General features: G+C 52.5%; 19 protein-coding genes. 15 read left to right on the top strand and 4 right to left on the bottom strand.

Annotated features, from left to right (window positions below; all coding sequences use genetic code 11):
- Positions 1–46: 46 nt before the first annotated feature.
- From KDC22_RS32430 to KDC22_RS32400, 7 genes are all read left to right on the top strand, one after another.
- The gene (locus KDC22_RS32430) at positions 47–319 is read left to right on the top strand and encodes a hypothetical protein (RefSeq protein WP_211721592.1); all 273 of its coding nucleotides are present in this window, start codon (positions 47–49) and stop codon (positions 317–319) included.
- Between the two features lie 10 nt (positions 320–329).
- The gene (locus tag KDC22_RS32425) at positions 330–869 is read left to right on the top strand and encodes an Imm44 family immunity protein (protein WP_173134273.1); all 540 of its coding nucleotides are present in this window, start codon (positions 330–332) and stop codon (positions 867–869) included.
- A 222-nt stretch (positions 870–1,091) separates the two neighbouring features.
- Entirely contained in the window at positions 1,092–1,652 is a 561-nt protein-coding gene (locus KDC22_RS32420; RefSeq protein WP_173134270.1) for a DUF4303 domain-containing protein, read from the top strand.
- A 43-nt stretch (positions 1,653–1,695) separates the two neighbouring features.
- Entirely contained in the window at positions 1,696–2,445 is a 750-nt protein-coding gene (locus tag KDC22_RS32415; protein WP_211721591.1) for a hypothetical protein, read from the top strand.
- Positions 2,446–2,452: 7 nt separating this feature from the next.
- Positions 2,453–3,463 carry a sigma-70 family RNA polymerase sigma factor gene (locus KDC22_RS32410; protein ID WP_211721590.1) on the top strand — a complete coding sequence of 337 codons (1,011 nt, stop codon included), beginning with the start codon at positions 2,453–2,455 and terminating at the stop codon, positions 3,461–3,463.
- A 74-nt stretch (positions 3,464–3,537) separates the two neighbouring features.
- On the top strand, positions 3,538–3,957 hold the full coding sequence (locus KDC22_RS32405; protein ID WP_211721589.1) for a VOC family protein: 420 nt from the start codon (positions 3,538–3,540) through the stop codon (positions 3,955–3,957).
- A gap of 71 nt (positions 3,958–4,028) precedes the next feature.
- Complete coding sequence (locus KDC22_RS32400; protein WP_211721588.1) at positions 4,029–4,559, top strand: GNAT family N-acetyltransferase; 531 nt, start codon at positions 4,029–4,031, stop codon at positions 4,557–4,559.
- A gap of 84 nt (positions 4,560–4,643) precedes the next feature.
- Here the strand turns inward: KDC22_RS32400 and KDC22_RS32395 are convergent, their stop codons facing one another.
- Together KDC22_RS32395 and KDC22_RS32390 are read right to left on the bottom strand one after the other, a co-directional pair.
- The gene (locus tag KDC22_RS32395) at positions 4,644–5,543 is read right to left on the bottom strand and encodes an alpha/beta hydrolase (RefSeq protein ID WP_211721587.1); all 900 of its coding nucleotides are present in this window, start codon (positions 5,541–5,543) and stop codon (positions 4,644–4,646) included.
- A gap of 200 nt (positions 5,544–5,743) precedes the next feature.
- On the bottom strand, positions 5,744–6,289 hold the full coding sequence (locus KDC22_RS32390; protein ID WP_211721586.1) for a MerR family transcriptional regulator: 546 nt from the start codon (positions 6,287–6,289) through the stop codon (positions 5,744–5,746).
- Positions 6,290–6,594: 305 nt separating this feature from the next.
- Between KDC22_RS32390 and KDC22_RS32385 the strand changes: the two genes are divergently transcribed.
- The 8 genes from KDC22_RS32385 to KDC22_RS32350 all read left to right on the top strand — a co-directional run bounded on the left by KDC22_RS32385 (position 6,595) and on the right by KDC22_RS32350 (position 19,027).
- Complete coding sequence (locus KDC22_RS32385; RefSeq protein ID WP_246553187.1) at positions 6,595–10,164, top strand: 3-keto-alpha-glucoside-1,2-lyase-like domain-containing protein; 3,570 nt, start codon at positions 6,595–6,597, stop codon at positions 10,162–10,164.
- A 195-nt stretch (positions 10,165–10,359) separates the two neighbouring features.
- Positions 10,360–11,226, top strand: coding sequence for a carbohydrate ABC transporter permease (locus tag KDC22_RS32380; protein ID WP_211721584.1), 867 nt, complete (start codon positions 10,360–10,362; stop codon positions 11,224–11,226).
- Between the two features lie 76 nt (positions 11,227–11,302).
- On the top strand, positions 11,303–12,112 hold the full coding sequence (locus tag KDC22_RS32375) for a carbohydrate ABC transporter permease (protein ID WP_211724285.1): 810 nt from the start codon (positions 11,303–11,305) through the stop codon (positions 12,110–12,112).
- Between the two features lie 46 nt (positions 12,113–12,158).
- Complete coding sequence (locus KDC22_RS32370) at positions 12,159–13,319, top strand: efflux RND transporter periplasmic adaptor subunit (RefSeq protein WP_211721583.1); 1,161 nt, start codon at positions 12,159–12,161, stop codon at positions 13,317–13,319.
- A gap of 49 nt (positions 13,320–13,368) precedes the next feature.
- Complete coding sequence (locus KDC22_RS32365) at positions 13,369–14,688, top strand: ABC transporter substrate-binding protein (protein ID WP_211721582.1); 1,320 nt, start codon at positions 13,369–13,371, stop codon at positions 14,686–14,688.
- A gap of 24 nt (positions 14,689–14,712) precedes the next feature.
- Positions 14,713–15,411, top strand: a complete 699-nt coding sequence (locus KDC22_RS32360) for a response regulator transcription factor (protein ID WP_211721581.1) — start codon at positions 14,713–14,715, stop codon at positions 15,409–15,411.
- A complete protein-coding gene (locus KDC22_RS32355; protein WP_211721580.1) occupies positions 15,404–16,492 on the top strand; it encodes a HAMP domain-containing sensor histidine kinase in 1,089 nt (362 codons plus the stop codon). Before KDC22_RS32360 ends, KDC22_RS32355 begins: the two co-directional genes overlap by 8 nt.
- A 24-nt stretch (positions 16,493–16,516) precedes the next feature.
- Entirely contained in the window at positions 16,517–19,027 is a 2,511-nt protein-coding gene (locus tag KDC22_RS32350) for a hypothetical protein (protein ID WP_211721579.1), read from the top strand.
- A 59-nt stretch (positions 19,028–19,086) separates the two neighbouring features.
- Here the strand turns inward: KDC22_RS32350 and KDC22_RS32345 are convergent, their stop codons facing one another.
- Positions 19,087–19,878, bottom strand: a complete 792-nt coding sequence (locus KDC22_RS32345; RefSeq protein WP_211721578.1) for a hypothetical protein — start codon at positions 19,876–19,878, stop codon at positions 19,087–19,089.
- Positions 19,879–20,193: 315 nt separating this feature from the next.
- Positions 20,194–20,607 (bottom strand): RidA family protein, encoded by a 414-nt coding sequence (locus KDC22_RS32340; protein ID WP_173134216.1) that lies wholly within the window; start codon positions 20,605–20,607, stop codon positions 20,194–20,196.
- Between the last annotated feature and the right edge of the window lie 178 nt (positions 20,608–20,785).

The raw sequence follows: 20,785 nt of genomic DNA, 5'->3' as shown, positions 1-20,785 counted from the left end.
CGTGCGTTACGATGAGAATTTCGGGGCAGTAAAAGGGAGGGAATATATGATGTTAAAGTTTATCTGCACCTGGGTATTGCTCGCTGCATCGTGTTCGGCGGTATGGTGGAGCTTCAGAACAGAGAAGCTTATCACCGTCTCCTGGCTGGCCTTTCTGCTGCCTGCTATTATCCAGCTCGCGGCTGCTGTGCGAATCGGTCCCGGCAAGGCGAAGTCACTGATCGTGTTCGGCTGCATCAATCTTGTGTTCTCGGCCCTGGTGGGTGTGGCCGTCTGGTATCTGGTCCAATTGGCTGATGCTTATAGAAGAGGGAGGTAGGGGCGTACGTATGGAACTGGCTTTTACGCTGGATACCCATGGAACCTGTGTGGGTCAATTGAGAGATGAACTGCTGCCGCTAGAGGAATCGGCTGTTTCATGGGAGTTCCCCTATACGATCTTTGTTGTATTTCGCGTGTTACCTGACAGTTATGAGAGAAGAACGTCTAGGCGGTTCGATAGCAGAGACGGTACTCTGTATTTGGATATCAGCCTGAGCTATGAACAGTACGGGCGGATGTCCAAGCATGAGCAGCGTGAGGCATTGGGTATTCACCTGTACAGCTACCTGTCAGAGTCGGTTGCCAAATATAACAAGTATGCCGATAAGAAGGCCCAAGAACAACTGCTGGACCTGGTGAGACAATGGATGCTTGCCCATCACTGGCTGCAAGGGAAGCTGCATCAGGCGCGGATACTCCTGTCGCAAGAGACGGGACTTCATGAAGTCAGCCGGAAACTGCAAATGCCATTGGAAGAGGTGGAGTATATCTTTCTCCGTATGAATGACTATGAGCCTACTGGTATTCATCCTGATAACTTATATTAACTTTTCATAGGGAAAGGGGAGCTTCATGATGTACGGGCAATTGGCAGAAAAACTGAAAACGACCTCGGCGATCAAATGGTTTCCCGGTCATGTGCTATGATCTCATGAATAGTGACATCAGCTTATATGCCGCAACATTCGCAGAGTTCCTGGAGCGGCTGATCGACGAGCGTTCCTGAATACTCTCACGCGGATCGGGTAACAGAAGGGAGGGCGATGGTTATGAAGCCGATGCAGGAAATAGAGCTGCTGGCAACAGCAATCGCCGATGCGGCGAGAAGGTCTTTTGGCGCTCTTTTTGAGAACGGGGAACGGTATTATTACTGTACGTTATATACTACCGGTGAGGGACATGCTCCCAGCATCTCCGCCTGGTCGCGGGAAGCCTTGGAGAAGGAAGCAGCCAGGCAAGCAGAGGACGGCAGGCTGCCGGAATCAGAGCTTGCGGAGCTCATCAAATGGTCCTATGCGGATTCACCCTATTGCTGCTTCAGGGATGAGAACTTTGACGGGGTCAAGCGACTGTTCCAGGCGCGTCCGGCCCCTTCAGAGCTTGAGGCTGACGAATCGGAGCTTGAATTCGGCGTGAGGCTGAGGGCGATGGAACGGGCCATGAGTATCCTGGACGCGGAGGGCCTGTTTGCCTTGAATCAACCCAGGGAAGCGATATGCGTGCTTGTCGAGGTGATGCCGCCGGATGAGGGGAATACCGAAATAGCCCTGCGGCTGAACCGGGCGGAGTCTCCGGCGATGCAGGCCTGGCTGGCGGAAGCGGCAGAGTAGCGCTATTTCGTACATCAATGGTTAGCCAAGCGGAGGTAATGAAATGTATATTGTATCGGAACCAAGCGGGCTGTCTGAGCGCCAGCAACAACGGCTTACGGCGGAGAATCCAGCCGTGTATCCGCCCGTCTATGTCCTGTTCCTACAGCAATTCGGCGAAGGAACCTACAGAGGGTGGATGAATGTCCAGCTGCCTGACCCTGATGTGTTGCAGCCGTTCGCCGAATATGAGCTATGGGAGCATGATGAAGACAGTCCCATTACGGAGCAACAGATCGGCGAGTGCATCGCTATCGGGACGACGGTGGACGGTGATTTCCTGGCCGTTCATCACGGGGTGGACGGGCTGCTCTGGCTGCCCCGTCATGCGGAGCGGATACAGGCGATCCCGCCGGAGGTATGGGAACAGAAGGAGGGCGGGACATACATATCGCTGCTGGACGAAATCTACCGTCAGATGTATGGACGGAGCCAGGAGGAGAGTGTCTATTATGAGCCGTGGACGGGGACCCGGAACCACCTTTTCCTGCGGTTGCCGCCTGGGACGGGCCAGCTTACGCTCCCCGGACTGGCCGCCATGTGCCGGGCGGAATTTCCGCCTAATCTGTGCATTGAGAATCCATATACCTGCTTGCTGTTCTACCGTCAGCTGGGCGGTTATATCCGCCTGAATCTTGCCAACCAGCAAGAGGTGGCTGTCTTCTATGAGCAGAGTGCAGAGCCGGTATTCACCTTGATGCAGCAATGGCTTGTGTCGAAGGGCTGCGAACGGATTCCACAAAATCCGGGATAAGGCTGCAATGTATACGCCACGAAGGAGAGAACGCGAAATGAACCAGAAGCATGAGTCACCCGATAGACTGGAGGAATGGCGTTCGGAGCTTACAGGTTATTGCTACCGGATGATGGGGTCTATCTTCGAAGCGGAGGATGCGGTGCAGGATACGATGGTCCGCGCCTGGCAGAGCTGGGACCGTGTCAGGCAGGATTCATCCCGTAAGGCCTGGGTGTACCGGATTGCCACCAATACCTGTCTGGACAGGTTAAGGGGGGCCAAACGCCGGGCACTTCCGATGGATCTATCCGAGCCGGCCGCCACGATAACAGAGCCTAAGGACAATCTGTCCCGGGACTCCTGGATCTGGCCGGCTCCAGGTCATGTGGACGACCCTGGTCATATCCTGATCAGCAGAGAGACCCTCCGGCTGTCCTTCATTGCACTTCTGCAGCTGCTGCCGCCCCGGCAGCGTGCCGTACTGATTCTGCAGGAGGTCTTCCGCTGGTCGGCGGGTGAGACCGCGATTGCGCTGGAGATGACCGTGGCAGCAGTCAACAGCGCTCTGCAGCGGGCAAGGGCGACAATGGCAAGGGCAGACCTCCGGTCTGAAGAATTGCAGCATGAGGATGCGGAAGTGGATGAGGGGCTGATTACCCGTTACGTGGAAGCTTTTGAGCAATATAATATTGATGCGCTGTTAGCGTTATTCCAGGAGAATGGCAGCCTGTCGATGCCGCCGTTTACGATGTGGGTTCAAGGCAGCCCGGATCTCTTGGCGTTCTACAATACAACACGCAGCCATTGTCTGGGCTCGCGGATGCTGCCGGTCCGGGCTAACGGGAACCTTCCCGCTGTAGCCCAGTATGTCCCCGCCGGAGCCGAGGGGCGGCTGATCCCGTGGGCGATTCATATTCTTGAGCTGAACCAGGGCAGGATCGCCCATATCCATCATTTTATTGACGCTGAATTATTTATCCGCTTTGGATTGCCGGCAGGTTTGGATGCGACGGAGGATTTTTCAATAAACCGATGAGTTTGCGGTGGCCCGAACGTCTATACTAATGAATCACCTATCCGATTCAATCCATACTCAAGGAGGAATAAGTTATGACGTTAAAAATCACCCCTTATATTACCTTGGAGGGCCGGACGCAGGAAGCTATACAATTCTACGAACAAGCCATCGGTGCCAAGGTTCTCTCCCTGTTGACTTACGGTGACATGCCGGGTATGCCAAGTACTTTCACGGATGAGCTGAATCATCTTGTGGCTCACGCCAAGTTAACGATTGGAACAGCGGAACTCATGTTATCAGATGCTCCTGGCGGTATGCCGATCGAGAGCGGAAAGCGGGTAACCATTTGCCTTACAACGGACAGCGTGGAGGAATCGAGGCGGATTTTTGAAGCCTTGCAGCAAGAGGGGCATGTCAATATGCCATTCAAAGAAGAACCGTTCAGTCCGGGGTTTGGGGATGTGACGGACAAATTCGGCGTGACGTTTCAGATTTATACGGAGCTAACATGAAGGGACTGAACTATGCGCAGATATCAATATTTGAACCCTGGATATTAACTTATATATGGGAGGTGAAAGTATTGATTACAGAGCTACACACTGAACGGCTATTGCTCAGAAAAATGAAGGTGGCCGATTCTTCCAGCCTGTTTGGCATCTGGTCGGACCCGGAGGTTACCCGGTATATGAATGTCAGCAGTTTTACAGATGAACAGCAGGCCAAGGATATGATCCAGCTTCTGGATGATCTCTCAGAGGACGATAAGGCTATTCGCTATTCGGTCATTCTCACAGAGTCGAGTGAAATTATAGGCTCCTGCGGCTATAATTCTTTAGATTTCGAGAATGCCAAAGCAGAGATCGGATATGATATTGCGGCATCCTTTTGGGGAAGAGGGTATGCTTCCGAAGCTGTCCGTGCGTTGCTGGATCACGCCTTCTCCTCATTGGAGCTGAACCGGGTTGAAGCGAAGGTAGACCCCGCAAATATGAATTCTATAAAGCTGCTGCACAAGCTTGATTTCACATTTGAAGGAACACTTAGGCAATCTGAGAGAGTAGCGGGAAGATTCAATGACCTTCGTATATATTCGAAATTAAAATCAGATTGAATGTTAACGGGTTGGTAACAATCTGAATGAAGCCTGTATTCTCCCTGCCTTAGCGGTAGGGAGAATACAGGCTATTCATCGTGGTTACTTAAAGATCCGCTGCGAGAATTGATACAGCCCGCTGCTCCACACTTTCCCTTCATGTCCGCCTACATCCAGATACCACATATGCGGGACATTCATGCTGTTCAGGCTGTTATGGAAATTCTGGCTGATATACAGCAGACCATCTGAAGCGCCGCAGGAGATCCAGAGCAGCTTCAGCTGGCTGGCCGTCTGAGCCGGATTGGTGATGAGCTGTGAGGCCGGCTTCGTATTGGGAGCGGAGGAGAACGCGCCAATCCAGGAGAACTTGTCCAGATGCTTCAAGCCGAAGTTCAGCGTCTGTCCGCCTCCCATGGATAATCCGGCCAGCGCACGGTGCTGCTTGTCCGTATATACCGGGAAATGGGAGTCAACGTAAGGAATGAGATCATTGATGAGATCGAATTCAAACCGCTCGAAGGCGGCTACCTTGTCCGGAGCATAAATATCGCCAATTGGGCGGTCATCCGCCATGGCGCGGCCGTTCGGGAACACTACAATCATCGGCTCCAGCTTGTTCTGGGAGTACAGGTTGTCCAGAATATTGCGCGGATTCATCCCATTGAGCCATTCATTCTGGTCTCCGCCAATGCCGTGCAGCAGGTAGAGGACGTTATAGGTCTTGGAAGGGTTATAACCCGGAGGGGTATACACCATCGCATTTCTCGACTTGCCTACTGTGGTTGAATAATAAGAGATCTGCTGCACGTTGCCGTGCGGGATATTATTGCGGTACCCATCATAGCCCTGCGGAGCGGGGGTAATGGTAGTGCTCGCAGTCAGAGCGGCAGAGAGGTTCAGATCTTGTTCCTCTGTAACAGGTGATGCATAGGACATTGCCGGCAGCATCAGTGCTGTGGCCAGAGCCAGACTTGCAATATGGGTTAGAATTTTCCTCATTTCACGTATCCTCCTCGATTCGATTTGGCAAAACTCGGCATAACATGTAAGCGCATCCATATCGAGGATACCATATTTAACAAAATATGTATATACAAATAGACTTAAAGAGATAGAAGATGCGACAAGCCTCTGGTAGATGAACAGGCCTGTTCGCACCTTCTGTATGTGAAGAGGCGGCAATGCAGCGTATGATAGGGCTATAGGAATGGGAAAAAAGAGCGCAACAGGCTGCGCTTCCTTGGCGGAGACATCAGCCTGCCGGCGGCAACCGGATGAAGCTCTTCATACGGGGAGCGGGAAGTAGTGACGGGCTTGTGCATCGTTTCCAGCGATGCGGATAATTGCTTAATCATTACACGCATATCCTCAAGCTCTGCACGCTGCTGGAGCAGTTGTACCGACACGATCTCGCTCGCCTTTTGGTCCAGTGCATGCTCAATGTCCTCGATCCGGGTCCATATTCTATTCATAAGGTCACCTTCTGAATGCAGGCCGGGGTTCTCTTGCAGCAGGCCCGCAGGCAGCTTGTCATCCGCTTGATCCAGCTGGATACATTCCAGTGCTTCCCCGTGATTAATACGGTCTTTAATATGAGTGAGCTGGCTGATTTGCTGCTCCGAGAAGGTATAGTGTCCCAGACGGTCCTTTAGAAAGAAATCCGGGAACATGGCCGCCCAGCGTTTGATCGTAGTCTGGCTGACGGACAGCAGCTCCGCAGCTTCCTTTGTTTTCAGAATTTCCATTTCAATCCCTCCAGTGTAGTAGTCCTCCTATGACTTATTCGTTGTTCTTTGGCGGCCCCCTGCACGGGTGACAAAGGAAGTGCTGATTCGCCAAGCAAAGTGTTATTACGACTATTCTTGCTCTCTGGAGAACTGTGTAATACATACAGAACAGTATAATTGTATCCCTGGAGAGTGGGCCTGCCACGCTCCTTTCTCCATGGACCAGGATTATAGTAGATGAGTAACGAGCAGCTCTGAAGCAGGGATATGAAAGCGGTTACCCGAATGCATAAGGAGCCAATATGGATCTAGAGGAGGTATTTATGCTTACGAGAAAAGTAATAAGTCTTCTGCTAGCGCTTGCAGTCACATTCACAGGCTTCATCCCGCAGACAGCCGGCGCAGCCGACATTATTCAGAGCTACGCGTTGTCTGCAACGGATAACGGCGGCGAGGCTGATCCGGCGTCTCTGCCACAGGCGGCCGGGGGGCCAGCCATTATTCAGAACTACCCGATGCCGGCCATTTATACGCCGTCGGATGTCTATTCACTGAAAGCGGGTGATCAATCGGTTCCCGTCATTAAATATTTGCCTGACTACGATTACGCCCAGTTCTCCTTCAGCGGAACAGTCAGCATTGAGGTTACGGCAGATAAGCCGATTACCTCCTATTCGATCAGCCCGCTCGCCAAGAACATCACGGGAACAGTCAACGGCAACAAGCTGACCTTCACCTTGTCGGCGTCTACCTATGTGATCGTTGATATTAATGCGCCTGCGAACGAAGACCCGAATGAGAAGGACCCGGACAAGCGCCGAAAAAGACTCGTTATCGCCGCCGATCCGCTGGAGACAGACATCCCCGCTTCCTCCGGCCCGGGAATCTACAATGTGACCGCTGCGCCATACAACGCAGACAAGACGGGGGCGACGATAACCTCGGGCGCCATCCAGCAGGCGATTGATGCGGCCAATCAGGCCGGGGGCGGCATCGTATATATTCCGGCAGGCGTGTATAAGAGCAGTAATCTGACCCTGAAAAGCAATGTTACCTTCTACCTGGCCGGCGGTGCAGTCATTGTCGGCACAGGCCGGGGCGAGGACTACCGGAATGACTTCCGCAAGGATTCGATCTCGGATGGAACCTATTTCATCCGTACCGCCACCAATTCCATGAATATCACCATGCGGGGACGCGGAACCATCGACGGGAAAGGGATAGAAATGCGCAAACGCAAGATGACCAACCCGCCTCCAACGCATAAGACGGGAGAGGGGTTCATCAATAACCTGGTGGTGCCGATGGCGACCAGCAACTTCAAGTTTGACGGGTTAACCTTGCGGGACGGCGGCTTCTGGGCGTTCCTGGTCGTCCGCTCCGATAACGTGACCATCACCAACTATAAGGGCTACCAGGATTTATTTACGCTTGAGGATGATGCCATTGATATTAACGAGAGCCAGAACGTGCTTGTGAAGCATGCCCTTGCCATCTCGGATGACGATACCTTCTCGACCAAGACCTGGCCGCAGAAAGGAATGTCCAAGGACTGGCCGGGAGCCATCGAGCATCTAGAGAATGTGGTCTTCGAGGATTGCTTCGCCTGGACCCGGTGCGCCGCCTTCAAGCTAGGGATGGGCATATGCACACCCCAGATTGGCGTAACGATCCGCAATTCGTATGTCTATCAAAGCGCGCGGGCGCTGCTGGTGGATCATGCTTATACAGAGAATCCGCTCCCGGTTGAAGGCTGGGCCCAGGATGTTACCTTCGAGAATATTGATATTGAACGGGTGGGGATCAACCAGTTCGGGAATTACTGGCTGCGGGTCTCCACCAGTACATCCGGCGATGTAAGCAATGTCATTCTCCGGAATATCAATGTCCGCGATACCGGGGGAGAGTCCCCTATTCAGGGCAATCCCACCAGAGGCGGGATGGTGAACGGGGTAACTTTTGCAGACGTAGTGGTCAAAGGAAAGCTGGCGAAGAATCTCAGTGACCTGAAGGTGAGCATCAGGAATGATAATGTAAGCGGGGTAGTCTTCGCGAATTCGGATCAGGCCTGGTTCAGCGATCACTTCACCTCCGGGCTTCTTACGGATTGGACCATGGCTTCAGGTGCCAACAGTTGGGCGGCAACCGATCGAACAGGGAACCGGGTGCTGTCCACCAGCCAGACCACGACGGCGCTGATTACCGCTAAGGCCGGTATATCCTGGACAGATTACACGTATGAAGCCAGAGCCAGACTACCTCTCATTAATGGAAGCGAGAACGCAGGCATTGTCTTCCGGGTGCAGGATCAGAACAACTTCTATATGTACCGGATTGATGCCAGCAAGAGTCAGCTGCAGCTCTATAAGGTTGTGGCTGGAACGTTGACGCTGGTCTCGGATACTTCGTTTGTGCCTGTCAAGAACCAATGGTATACGCTTAAGGCGACGGTTCAGGGCAATACCATCAAAGGGTATGTGGATGGTGTGCTGAAGACCACATGGACCAATCCGGTCAATGAATTAACCTCGGGCGGAATCGGCTTCCGCACCACTTCAGCCGGGGTCTGGTATGACGATGCCAAGGTGACTGCCATTCACAATCCGCCCACTGATATTGCTCTCAGCGCTACACAGGTGCCGGAGCTTACCACTCCAAGCGGCGTAGTGGGCACCTTCTCTACAGCCCATCCGGATGCGGGCCAGACCTTCACTTATGCGCTGGTCTCCGGGCAAGGAGACGCTGATAACGGCAGCTTCTCCATTCCCCCGCTGGGAGACAGGCTGATTCTCCGCAGCACGCCGGATTATGAAGCGAAGAGCAGCTACAGCATCCGGGTGAAGAGCATTGACGCAAACGGCCTGTCTCTGGAGAAGAGCTTCACGATTCAGGTTACAGATGTGGATGAGACTCCGATTGATGCTAATCCGGGTTCCGTCCGGTTCACGGATAACTTTGAGGATGGCAATACTACGGGCTGGACGGCGTCTGCCGGGACCTGGAGTGTAACCACAGACGGCAATACGAAAGCCCTGATCCAGACGAAGGGGAATGGGACGGCGCTTATTACAGCCGGGGATTCATGGAAAGATGTTGCGGTGGAAGCCAAAGTGAAGGTTCCTATCGCGAATGCCAATGCCGGTATCCTCTTCCGGGTACAGGATGCCAATAACTATTATATGTACCGGATAAATGTGAACGACAAGAAGCTGGAGCTGTTCAAGGCGGTAAACGGAACGCTGACCCTTGTGTCCAGCACGATGTTCGCCGATGCGGCTGCGAATCAGTGGTATACCCTTAAAGCGGTGATCAAAGGAAACCGGATCCTAGGGTTTGTGAACGGCCAGCGTAAGCTCGAATGGACGAACCCGCATACGGAATTAACCGCAGGGCAGATTGGCTTCAGAACCACATCCCAGAATGCCGTGTTTGATAATGCCCGCGTTACAGGCATCCAGAAGGTGCAGTCTGCTGCGAACAAGACGGTAACTCAGGACGTTTATACGGCGGTTAGCGCTGCCGGTAATAGTCTCAGCATCAGTCCAGGCGGGGCAGTGGCGGGGCAGATAGTCATCCTGACAGCTGAAGGCTACTATCAGGGCAATCCAACGCCAATCATCGGCGACGAGCGGTATCAGCCGGTAACATGGAGCTCCACGGAGACCGGTAAGCCGGGAACATTTACCGTGACTGATGTGGTATATGAGGCTGAATACCTTCCCTCTGCGGCAGGTGATTTTAAAATAACGGTGACTTATCTGAAGCAGGTGTGGGACGGATCGTCCTGGACCGACACCACGATAACGGATACCGTTATGGTAGACATTACTGTAAGTCTGCCGCCTGAAGACCTTGAGCAAGAGGAGATGCTCCTGCCGGAAGGGTCAGCATAGATAAATACGATAATCCTGGCGTATAAGAAGCTTATACAAGCTTATGCGCCAGGATTTTTTTGTGTGAAATAGCTGTGCACGGATCAACCAATCCGTTCGCGGCTTTTTTGCGCTGAGAATTTAAGAAAGTTTTAATCTTTACCCGACTTGTTCTTAAACAGTTTTGCCTATTCTTGAGGACAGGGAGGGAACCACATGAAGAATTGGGCCCGAAGGGATTCATCTGTCGCATGGTTATTTCTTGCACCAAGTGTGGCCGGATTTGCACTGTTCTACCTGATTCCGTTCGGCATGGGCGTGTTCTATTCCTTCATGGACCGCACGGTGGGCGGGCAGTATGTGGGACTGCAGAATTACCGGGAGCTGATGGCGGGCGAATCCTTCCGGAAGGCGGCCACGAACACCTTTTACTTCAGCGTGGTGAGTGTTCCGCTGCTGATTGTGCTGTCGCTGGGGTTAGCGCTGCTGCTCAACAGAGGCCTATATGGTCAGAAGTGGCTGAGAACTGCCTATGTACTCCCGCTGGTCGTTCCTGTCGCCTCCATTATCCTGGTCTGGCAGATCCTGTTTGACTGGAACGGGGCGCTGAATGCCTGGCTGAGCGGCTTCGGTCTGGCACGGGTGGATTGGATGAAGACGGAGGCTGCGCGGAATGTAATCATGACGATGTATGTATGGAAAAACATCGGGTATAACGTAATCCTGTTCCTGGCCGGCTTGCAGCAGATTCCGAAGGATTATTACGAAACCGCCCAGATTGAGGGGGCCGGCCGGCTAGGGCAGTTCCGCAGCATTACGCTGGTCTATTTAACCTCTACGATGTTTTTTGTTGTCATTATGTCGGTCATTAATTCCTTCAAGGTATTTCGGGAGACGTATCTGATTGCCGGACCTTATCCGCATGACAGCATCTATATGCTGCAGCACTTTATGAACAATATGTTCCTGTCGCTCGACCTTCCGAAGATGACGGCTGCGTCCACCTTAATGGTTGGCGGTATTCTCTTCATCGTACTCGGGCTGTTCGCCATGGAACGCCGCTACCGGCGATATATGGAATAGAGGTGAGGTCTTGCCAGTTGGTAAAGTCATACACAAGCTAACGTTAACCGTCATTCTGGGGGCGGTCGCACTCGTCATGTTGTTCCCGATTGGGGTGACCCTCATCAATTCGTTCATGAGCACCCGCGAAATAGGGATCAATTACGGCCCTGTCGGACAAATGAACAAGGTGGTGGAGGGGAGAAGCGATCCTTTTGCAAATTTGAAATGGCTGCCGGATCAGGTCTCGCTGGAGCAATACGGCAAGGTGCTGATGGACAGTCCGCTCTACCTGTCGATGTTCTGGAATTCGGTATTCCTGGTGGTGCCGATCATTGCCGGACAGACGCTGATCGCCGCGCTCGCGGCCTATGCGTTCTCCAAGCTGAGGTTCAGGGGGCGGGAATTCATGTTCCTGATCTATGTCCTGACGATGCTGATGCCCTTTCAGGTGACTCTTGTGCCCAATTACATCATGGCGGACCGGCTGGGGTTGCTGAATAGCCCGGGGGCCATTATCCTGCCCGGTATTTTTGCGGCCTTCGGTGTATTCATGCTCAGGCAGTTCATGCTGGACATTCCGTATGCCTATATCGAAGCGGCCAAGATGGACGGGGCCGGACATTTGCGGATTTTTTATACCCTTATTGTTCCCATGGTTCAGCCGGGCCTGGCCGCCCTCACGATTCTGTTATTCGTCGATTACTGGAATATGGTGGAGCAGCCGCTGATCTTCCTGGATGACCCGCTGAGGCAGCCCTTATCGGTCTATCTATCCAATGTCAGCAGCGAAAAGGGGCTTGCCTTTGCCGCTTCCGCCATCTATATGGCTCCGATGGTCCTTCTCTTTCTGTATGCGGAGACGTATTTCATTGAAGGTGTCCAATTGTCGGGAATCAAGGGGTAATGCCCGCGTGTGAGGGACTTGTAGGGAAGGAGGAGAAAGACGGGATATGGAGATTACAGGCGTGCCGGCAGACCGCAGGCGCAAAAAAAGGATCAGAACGGCCTTCCTGCTGCTCTTGGGGGTGCTACTCTTCTTCACCTTCTTCAGTAATACGCTGGAGTCCTTGATGTTGCCCAAAGTGACGACGGTCCAACCGGAGAGCCGGAGCCTTGAATTCACGCTGGAGGGCAGCGGGATGCTGCGGCCCGTGAGTGAAGTACAGCTCCTGAATTCCAGCGGCTGGAAGGTCCGGCAGATTCTTGTGAAGGAGGGGGACAAGGTCAAGAAGGGGCAGCAGCTAATCCTCTATGACAGCCAGACTGCCGAATCAGAGCTGCAGGATGAGGTCTCGCTCTTGGACAAACAGAAGATCCTGCAGCAGACCCTCCAGGATCAGTTCATTCAGACGTACCTGGAGGGGGATGAGCTTCAGATTCGCAAGGCCAGACGAGAGATTGAGGCGGGCAAGCTTGATCAGGCCACGCAGGCGCGCAAAATTGCCGGGATGAGAGACCAGTTGGCCCGTCAGCAGCAGCTTCTGGCTCCATTCGACGGGATTGTAACCCAGGTGAATGCCATTCCGGGGATGCTGTCTGCGGGCGCGCCGGATCTTGTTCTATCGAGCAGCAGTGAGGGGTATCAGTTTGATTTCATGGCAGATGCAGAGCTGTTATCCAGTCTCGGAGTTTCCTTAGGAGAGAAGATTGAGGTGGAGGTTCATCCTTCAGAGGGGCAGCAGGCCCGTCCCTTACAGGGACAGGTGGCGGAGATCAAGACGGTTCAGGCGCGTACCGGCAGCTCATCCGGGGAGGAGAACGGCAGGGCGGAGGAAATCCCGCAAAGGAATGTCTTTATTCGGCTGGCAGAAGACTCGCTTAAGGGGGGTGAGCAGGTTCAGGTCAAGCTGAAGAAGCCTTCTCTTCAAGAGGGGCTGGTGGTCCCGGATAAGGCTATCCATCAGGCGGGTGAGCGCAGCTTTGTGTATAAGATCGAGGAGCAGCGGGGGGCGCTAGGCAATAATTTTGTAGTCCGTGAAGTTCAGATCCGCTCCAGTATCACCAATGGTGTAGACAGCCTCATTCAGACGGATACCCTGTATGAAGATGAGCTGATTATTCTGGAGAGCAGTGAGCCCTTACAGGACGGGAATCGCGTACGTCTGCAATAAGCAATATTTGTACACATACCCTACGAAGAGTTATAGGAGGTCTTTCAAGATGAAGATGAGGAAAAGTTGGCTGGGCATGGGCCTTGCTTTTACCACCCTAATGACTGCATGCAGTCCAGGGAACAGCGCGGAAGCACTAAGCACAGGCGGGAAGACGGTCGTTACGTTATCTGTTCAACAGGACTCTGAATTCTACCGTGCTGTGGAGCAGAAGTTCGAGCAGGCCTATCCTGAGATTGATCTGCAGGTTCAGGCTTACAAGGGGATCGGCGAGACTATGAAGGGGCCGGATTATGAGAATTATCAGAAAAGCGCCAGCACGGCTCTGCTCTCTGGAAAAGGAGCCGACATTTATGAAACGAGCAGCCTGCCTGTCAGTGAATACGTGAACAAGCAGCTATTTCTTAATATGGAGGATTACCTCAAGCAGTCGCAAACGCTGAAGCGGGATGATCTTGCGATGAATGTGCTGAATGCCCTGAAGCTGGATGGCGGCACCTATATCATTCCATCCGGGTACTACCTGAGGGCATTCCTTGGAGACGGGGATGTGCTGAAGCAAGCGGACGTAGACGATAAGAGCTGGACCTGGCAGGATTTCAATGAGATTGCCAAATCACTGATTGAGGCCGGGCAGAAGGCCGGCTCCAGCCACCGTTACGCCCTTCCGAACAATCCGCCGGATCTGCTCCTTCAGGAGATGGTATTCGACAGCTATAACCAGTTCGTAGACGCTGCTGCTCGGAAGGCCAAGTTCGATTCTCCTGCATTCATCTATATGATGCGGCAGATTCAAGAGATGTATGACGATAACGTGATGACCAGCAAGCCTGCGGAGGTGGAGAATCAATTGTTCTATTCCACCGTTATCCAGACCCCGGCGGATTTCATCAATATCCCGTATACCTATTTTGCCAATCCGAAGCTGCTGTATAAGCCGCATAGCGGAAATTCCGGCGCCATGAGAATAATTCCGATCTCTGCGTTTGCGATACAGGCCAAATCGCCGGTTACAGACCAGGCCTGGAGGTTCATCGAGTTCCTGCTGTCTGAGGAAGCGCAGTCCATCCAGAGCAGAGAAGGCTTCTCCCTGCTGCAATCGCTGAATCACAAGCAGCTTGGTGAGCTTCAGCAGCAGGTGAAGAGCGGGACATATAAGCTTCCAAGCGGCAAGCTTGCCAGTGTGCCTGACGGGCAGTTCAAGGAATTCCAGGAGATGATGGATACCGCGGATAACTTCGCCATGATGGATGTCAAGATTATCAACATCATTGGTGAAGAGGCGGGCGCGTTCTTCAGCGGACAGAAGACGGCGGAGGAAGTGGCGAAGTTGATTCAGAACAAGGCGACGACGTACCTGAACGAATAGATCCAGACGGAGGAGGAGCCCTGTATGAAGAGAGTCACGATTCTGATCGCAGAGGACGAGAGAGAGATTGCCGATCTGGTGGCTCTGCATCTACAGAAGGAAGGGTATCACTGTATCCAAGTGGCAGACGGCAAAGCAGCGGTGCAGGCGATACAATCCCAGTCCATCGACCTGGCGATCCTGGATATTATGATGCCGGAGCTGGACGGGTATGAGGTCACCCGCCGGGTCCGGGTGAAGCATAATCTGCCGATTATATTCCTCAGTGCCAAGGCCTCTGATTTCGATAAGATTACCGGACTTGTGATGGGAGCTGACGATTATATGATTAAGCCCTTCAATCCTATGGAGCTGCTGGCCCGGGTTAATTCCCAGCTGCGGCGTTCCCTGCAGTTCAGCCAGCCTGCGGCCGCCAATCAGACTTCGGTTCTGGAGGTGGGCGGGCTGATCATCTCCCCTGACCAGCATACCGTTACTCTGTATGGAGAGGCGGTTGACCTCACACCGAAGGAGTTCGACATCCTCTATTTGCTGGCCAGCCATTCCAGGCAGGTGTTTAGTGCGGAGAGCATTTTTCAACAGGTGTGGGGTGAAGCGTATTATGAGACCGGCAATACCGTGATGGTGCATATCCGCACCCTGCGCAGGAAGCTGGGGGAAGACCAGAATAAGGACCGGTTCATCAAAACCATCTGGGGTGTCGGGTACACGTTCAATGCCTAAGAGACTCCGGGGCTTCAGAGCCAGACTGGTCCAGTTACTGGGCGTAAGCATGCTCTTGTCAGGCAGTATTATCTATGGATTGTTCAAGCTGCTTCAGCTCTATTACGCTGGTGTCCGGTGGGAGGACCCCGAGGCAGAATTACGCCGGATGATCTTCAGGATTGGAGACTTCAATGTGTTCCTGATGCTGTTTATCCCCCTGATGCTGATATTCTTCTTCAAGTTCACCAAGCCGTACATCCGCTACCTTGATGAGATATCCAAGGGAATTCATCATCTGGCGAACGGAGAATTTCAGAATCAGGTGCAGATTGCCTCCAAGGATGAGTTCAGCGCAATCGCCGAGGATCTGAATGCGGCAGGGGCTAAATTGCAGGAGGCGGTGCAAAGAGGCGATTTCGCCGAGAGCAGCAAGGACCAGCTGGTCGTCAATTTGGCGCATGATCTGCGTACACCGCTCACCTCCGTGCTGGGATATCTGGATCTGATTCTTAAGGATAAGCAATTGCCTATCGAGACGATCAGACATTTCGCGACCATTGCCTTCACCAAGTCCCAGCGACTGGAGAAGCTGATTGACGGGCTGTTCGAGATCACCAGGATGAACTATGGCACGCTGCCTATGGTCAAGACACACCTGGATCTCAGCGAGCTGCTCAGACAGTTGAACGAGGAGCTGTACCCGGTATTCGAGCGGAATGGCCTGACCTCACGGCTGCAGGTTAACCAGGGCTTAAGCATCTATGGGGATGGGGATCTGCTGGTACGTGTACTTGGGAATCTGCTGACCAATGCCGCCCGGTATGGACAAGAAGGCGTGTATGTGGATATTAACGGCCGTCTCGATTCAGGCGTAGTGGCGGTTGAGGTGATTAATTACGGAAATCCCATTCCCCCGGAGGAGCAGCCGCATATCTTCGAGATGTATTATTCGGGGGACCGGGCACGGACACATCAGGAGGGCGGCACCGGTCTCGGTCTGTTCATTGCGCGCAATATCGTAGAGCAGCATGAGGGAAGCCTGTCTGTAGAGAGCAATGAACTATGGACAAGGTTCGAGATGCGGCTGCCGCAAGCTTAAGCGAAGTTAAGGGAGGAGAGCATCATGTATCATTCCACGAGAAAATATGCTGTCGCCATGCTAAGCCTGGCGGTTCTCAGCCAGTCCATGGCCTTCGGAGCCTATACGGCAGCGGCCGGTCCTTCAGCGGGAACTGCGGCTTCAGCCGCCGTACCCACGCTGGAGGGAATAGGGGCGGTCTCATTGAAGAACGGGGTGAGTGTGAGGCTGCTGGATGCAGCCCTTCAGCCCCAGGAGGGCGGGAATATTCTTACCTACACCTTGAATTACTACAACCAGAGCAATAGCAGCGTAAGCCTGATTGATTATTTCTCCAGGGTCACTACTTCAAGCGGCGCTGTGATTCAAGGCAAACCGGTGACAAGCAGTGCTGCAATCAAGTCCATTCCGGCGAATAGCAGCCAGCCGGTGACGTATTACGTCAATGCGGGTCAGGCGGCTAAGTTAAACGGCGTCCGCATCTCCTTATTCGGCTGGGACTTCAGTCAGGCGAATTACCAGAAGAAGCTGGGGATGTTCACGATTCCAGGCTCCTACTCCACGGTGATTGCCAGAGGCCAGAGCAAGAAGCTGGTCCTGGGAGAGATGCCGGTCATCAGCAAGGCGGAGAGCCTGCAGATTATTAAAACTAACGGAAAGGTGTACGCCAGGGTTGGAGTCAGCTTGTCCAATTCGGGCACCAAGGTGCTTAAGGATACAGGCCTGAAGGGATATCTGGTATCCGCAGGAGGCTCCAGATTTGAGCTGAACGCCGACAAGGCAGATTACCAGATTCAGCCCAAGGAGAAAAGAACCCTGTACTATCTGGCAGACATCCCTGCCTATACGAAGCTGGATCATATGTCCCTGCAATTTGTCCGGGAAGACAGCACGCTGCAATTGAAACTCCCGGTTGCTGAGTATAAGCTGCCTGTAGCGGAATTGCCTAACTTCACCGTACCCGTTAACGCCGTGGCGAAGCTTAAAGTCGCTAACCATACCATTGAGACCCAGTTGGCAAGCGCAGCAGTGTATGCAGAGGACAATCTGGCCAAATGGAGTCTGCAGTTCCGTGTGCGGAACACAGGCAACCAGGCCGTGACCATTCCGGATTACCCGTTCAGCCTAACCACGGCCGAGGGGTATAGCTACCCTGTCAGCAATAAAGCACTTGCGGGTCTGCAGTTGAAGCCGCTGGAAGAGCGGACGGTAGAACTCCGCGCAGAGCTGCCGCAGAAGCTGAATCAGGGCGTGCTCCAGCTTCAGATGAATGAGCCTGCCGAAGAGAACCGGATGGCCTTCCCGGCAGCCTACTTCCAGATTCCGTATTCCTTGCAGCCGGATCACCTGCGGGCAACAGAATACCCTGTACAGAACAGTCTGGGCAGCTTCGTAGTGAAGCTTGAATCGGTAGAACGCCTGCCGTGGTCGGACCAGGATCAGATTGTGGCCAAGGTCAGCCTCCGCAACACTGGTGCGGCGAGTGTGCAGCTCCCGGCGCTTACAGCTCTTCTGAAAGCGGGGGATATGGATATCAGCGGCACTTCGCAGATCATCATTGACGGTTCCAAGAGCCAATTGGCTCCGCGGGAGACAGCGGTGCTGTATATCGCAGGGAAGCTTCCCTATTCCTATGACCTCACGAAGCTGAAGATGATCCTCCAGTATGCTTCGGGAGAGGCCAAGTTGAATTTCCTTACGCTGTTCACCAGCCAGCTTGATAATACCCTAAGAACTGTAGACGCCGGAGAACCGTTCCACCTGGAGCTGACCGGCAAGAAGGCGGAGGTTCTGGAGAGACAGACCCGCATCTATCCCGGCATAGACTCCAAGCTTGTGTACACGGAGCTGGTGATGACGAACGAGGAATTACGGAGGAGCCAGCCGGCGCAGCTGGTGGGGTATTACCGGACCCCGGACCATCAGTATTTCGAAGCGGTAATTACGCAGTCCGCTGCGGCCCTGAATGCCAAAGAGAAGAGTCTGGTCACCGTCTGGAGCAAGCTTCCGCCGGAGATCAACGCTTCAGAGTTAACCCTCTATCTCGGGGAAGGCATCGCTGAAGGCAAATTGACCGCACCCGGCGCAGTGCCGACCGCCTATATCGAGACCGTGGGTCTGGCGCTGAACCCGGCCAATCCCGCTCCGCAGCCGTCCCTTCAGAAGCTGGAGCTGTTCCCGTACTCCCTGTCGGTGAACCAGGTGACAGCAACGATGACAGAAGAAAGGGAGTCCATCGAGACGCAGATCAACTACCGGTTAACCCGCAGCGAATCGTACGTAACCGGCGACAATGAGCATAAGTTTGTGGTGGAATTGGTCGACCCGTTCGGTCAGCCTTCGGAGAAGCTTCTATCACTAGGAGAGGAACCTGCAGGTGCCGGAGCCGTAGGCAACTTGTCCTTCTCGCGGAACCACAAAGCGTATAAGGCCCTTACCGGCGTAACGGTGCGGGTGAATGTCTATGATGAGTTCCAGGGGAAACGGATTCTGCTGGGAAGCCAGAGTTACCCTGTGGCTTATGAGCGAGGTGCGAAGAAGACGGAGGCGGAGTGATATTGTAGATAGTTGATAAACAGGCCGCTTTCCAATGCTGGAAGGCGGCCTGTTTCTTTTTACATTGGACTAGAGGGCTTCCGTCTTCTGAAATAGACCCAGAATACGAACACCGCTGCTAGAGCAATAAGAATGCTTATCATAATAGGTCTTATTAAGGGAGTATTATTATCTGCATTGGATGCAGAAGCAACGGTTCCCGAACCATCCTTCCCGTTATCGGATGAATCATTTTGTAGGGACTGTAGTACATCAATTAAATTTTCCTGTGGTTGAGGTTCTGAATTGCTGCTTAATCCTTTTGACTCTGCTGATGAGGCCTGCTGTGGGACAATAATGAGCTCCTGATTATCTTTTTTGAAGGCAGCTATATATTCGTCCCGCTCACGGATAAGAGTAGGCTCACTCACACTCCCTTCAGCCTGCAGAGATTGGATGGCATAAGCTAATGTTCCAGGGTTTCCCCCGAATTCGGTAACCTGATACGAACCGTTTGAATCTTTTTGAATGACCATCTTGGATCTGGGTACCCCACTTGACAGAATAAGAAATTCCCAGCTCTCCTGAGGGGTGACTGTTTCAAGTAAACTATCAGAAGCTGTCCTCAGCTTTGCCCCATCAATAAAATGAATCTGCATTCCTTCACCTACGGTAACCTCACTAATCTCCGCTTCATTAGCGTAACCGTATCCTCCGGGGTCTTTAGATAGCCCTTCTTTAATTAAGCTCAACCCCTGGGTGTTGGCAAAAGAAACCACATCTTCTGCAATGTCCTGAGCCTGTATAGGGGAGAGTAAGTGTAGAAGCAACAAAAATGAGGCAATACTTGCCAGTAGCGTTTTCTTCCTCATGGAAGTTCCTCCTTAAATATATTTGCTGAAGCCATAAATAACTATTGCATGCCCGCCACCGGAAGCAGTATCTTATTTCCATATTTCACTAATGTAAATAATAAAGAATGAAATACAATATCAAAGACGTAGAGAATAAGGGCAAAGTTACACTCTTTGGGAAAAAATATAATTTTGGGCATGAAAAAGATTCGATTAGTATGACCATGGAGAGGGAAGCCAGCCAACAGCGCAGACAAACACTAAAACACCCAAAACGCATCTTTAGAATGTCTTCTAAAGTACGTTTTGGGTGAGGTGGATGATATTTAGGTGTTAACCGGCGGCCCAAACATCCAATTCGATTTTTAACTCAGGCAGCCCTAATCCTTGGATATAGGCAACCGTCATGGAAGGAGGCGTAAGGCCGAATACTTTATTCCAGATGGCATAGAAATGATCCCAGTCTATTTCTTCAGTGGCCCAAATGTTGATCTTGATGACATGATCAGGCGTTAGCTCTTGAGAAGCAAGGATGTCAACAATATTACTCATGGTATGGGTCACCTGCTGGTTGAAGTCTGCGGGGATGTTATTGTTGTGATCGATCCCGATTTGACCGGAGAACACATACATCTCAGCGTCTCTGCTTATTTTGGTTACATGACTGTAGCCTCCAACAGGCTTCGCTATATTCTCCGGATTATATCGTTGAACGACATTGTTATTTAAATGGTTATTTAAGCTCATCGTTTGTAAGTCTCCTTTTAAATTCGCTATTTTTTTGAATATTCTGGACAGACCTATCCCGTCCGAATGAATTCTAGAAAAAAACAGCCGTGGAATACCCGATCCCACAAGATAAGTACTGAATAGACCTCTTTTTCACAGGTATCCCTCCTAATCATTTAAAATTTAAACTTACCGT

Origin of the sequence: Paenibacillus tritici (genome assembly GCF_018207515.1) — a bacterium.
GTDB lineage: Bacteria > Bacillota > Bacilli > Paenibacillales > Paenibacillaceae > Paenibacillus_AQ > Paenibacillus_AQ tritici.
This window is presented reverse-complemented; position numbering and strand designations above follow the sequence as displayed.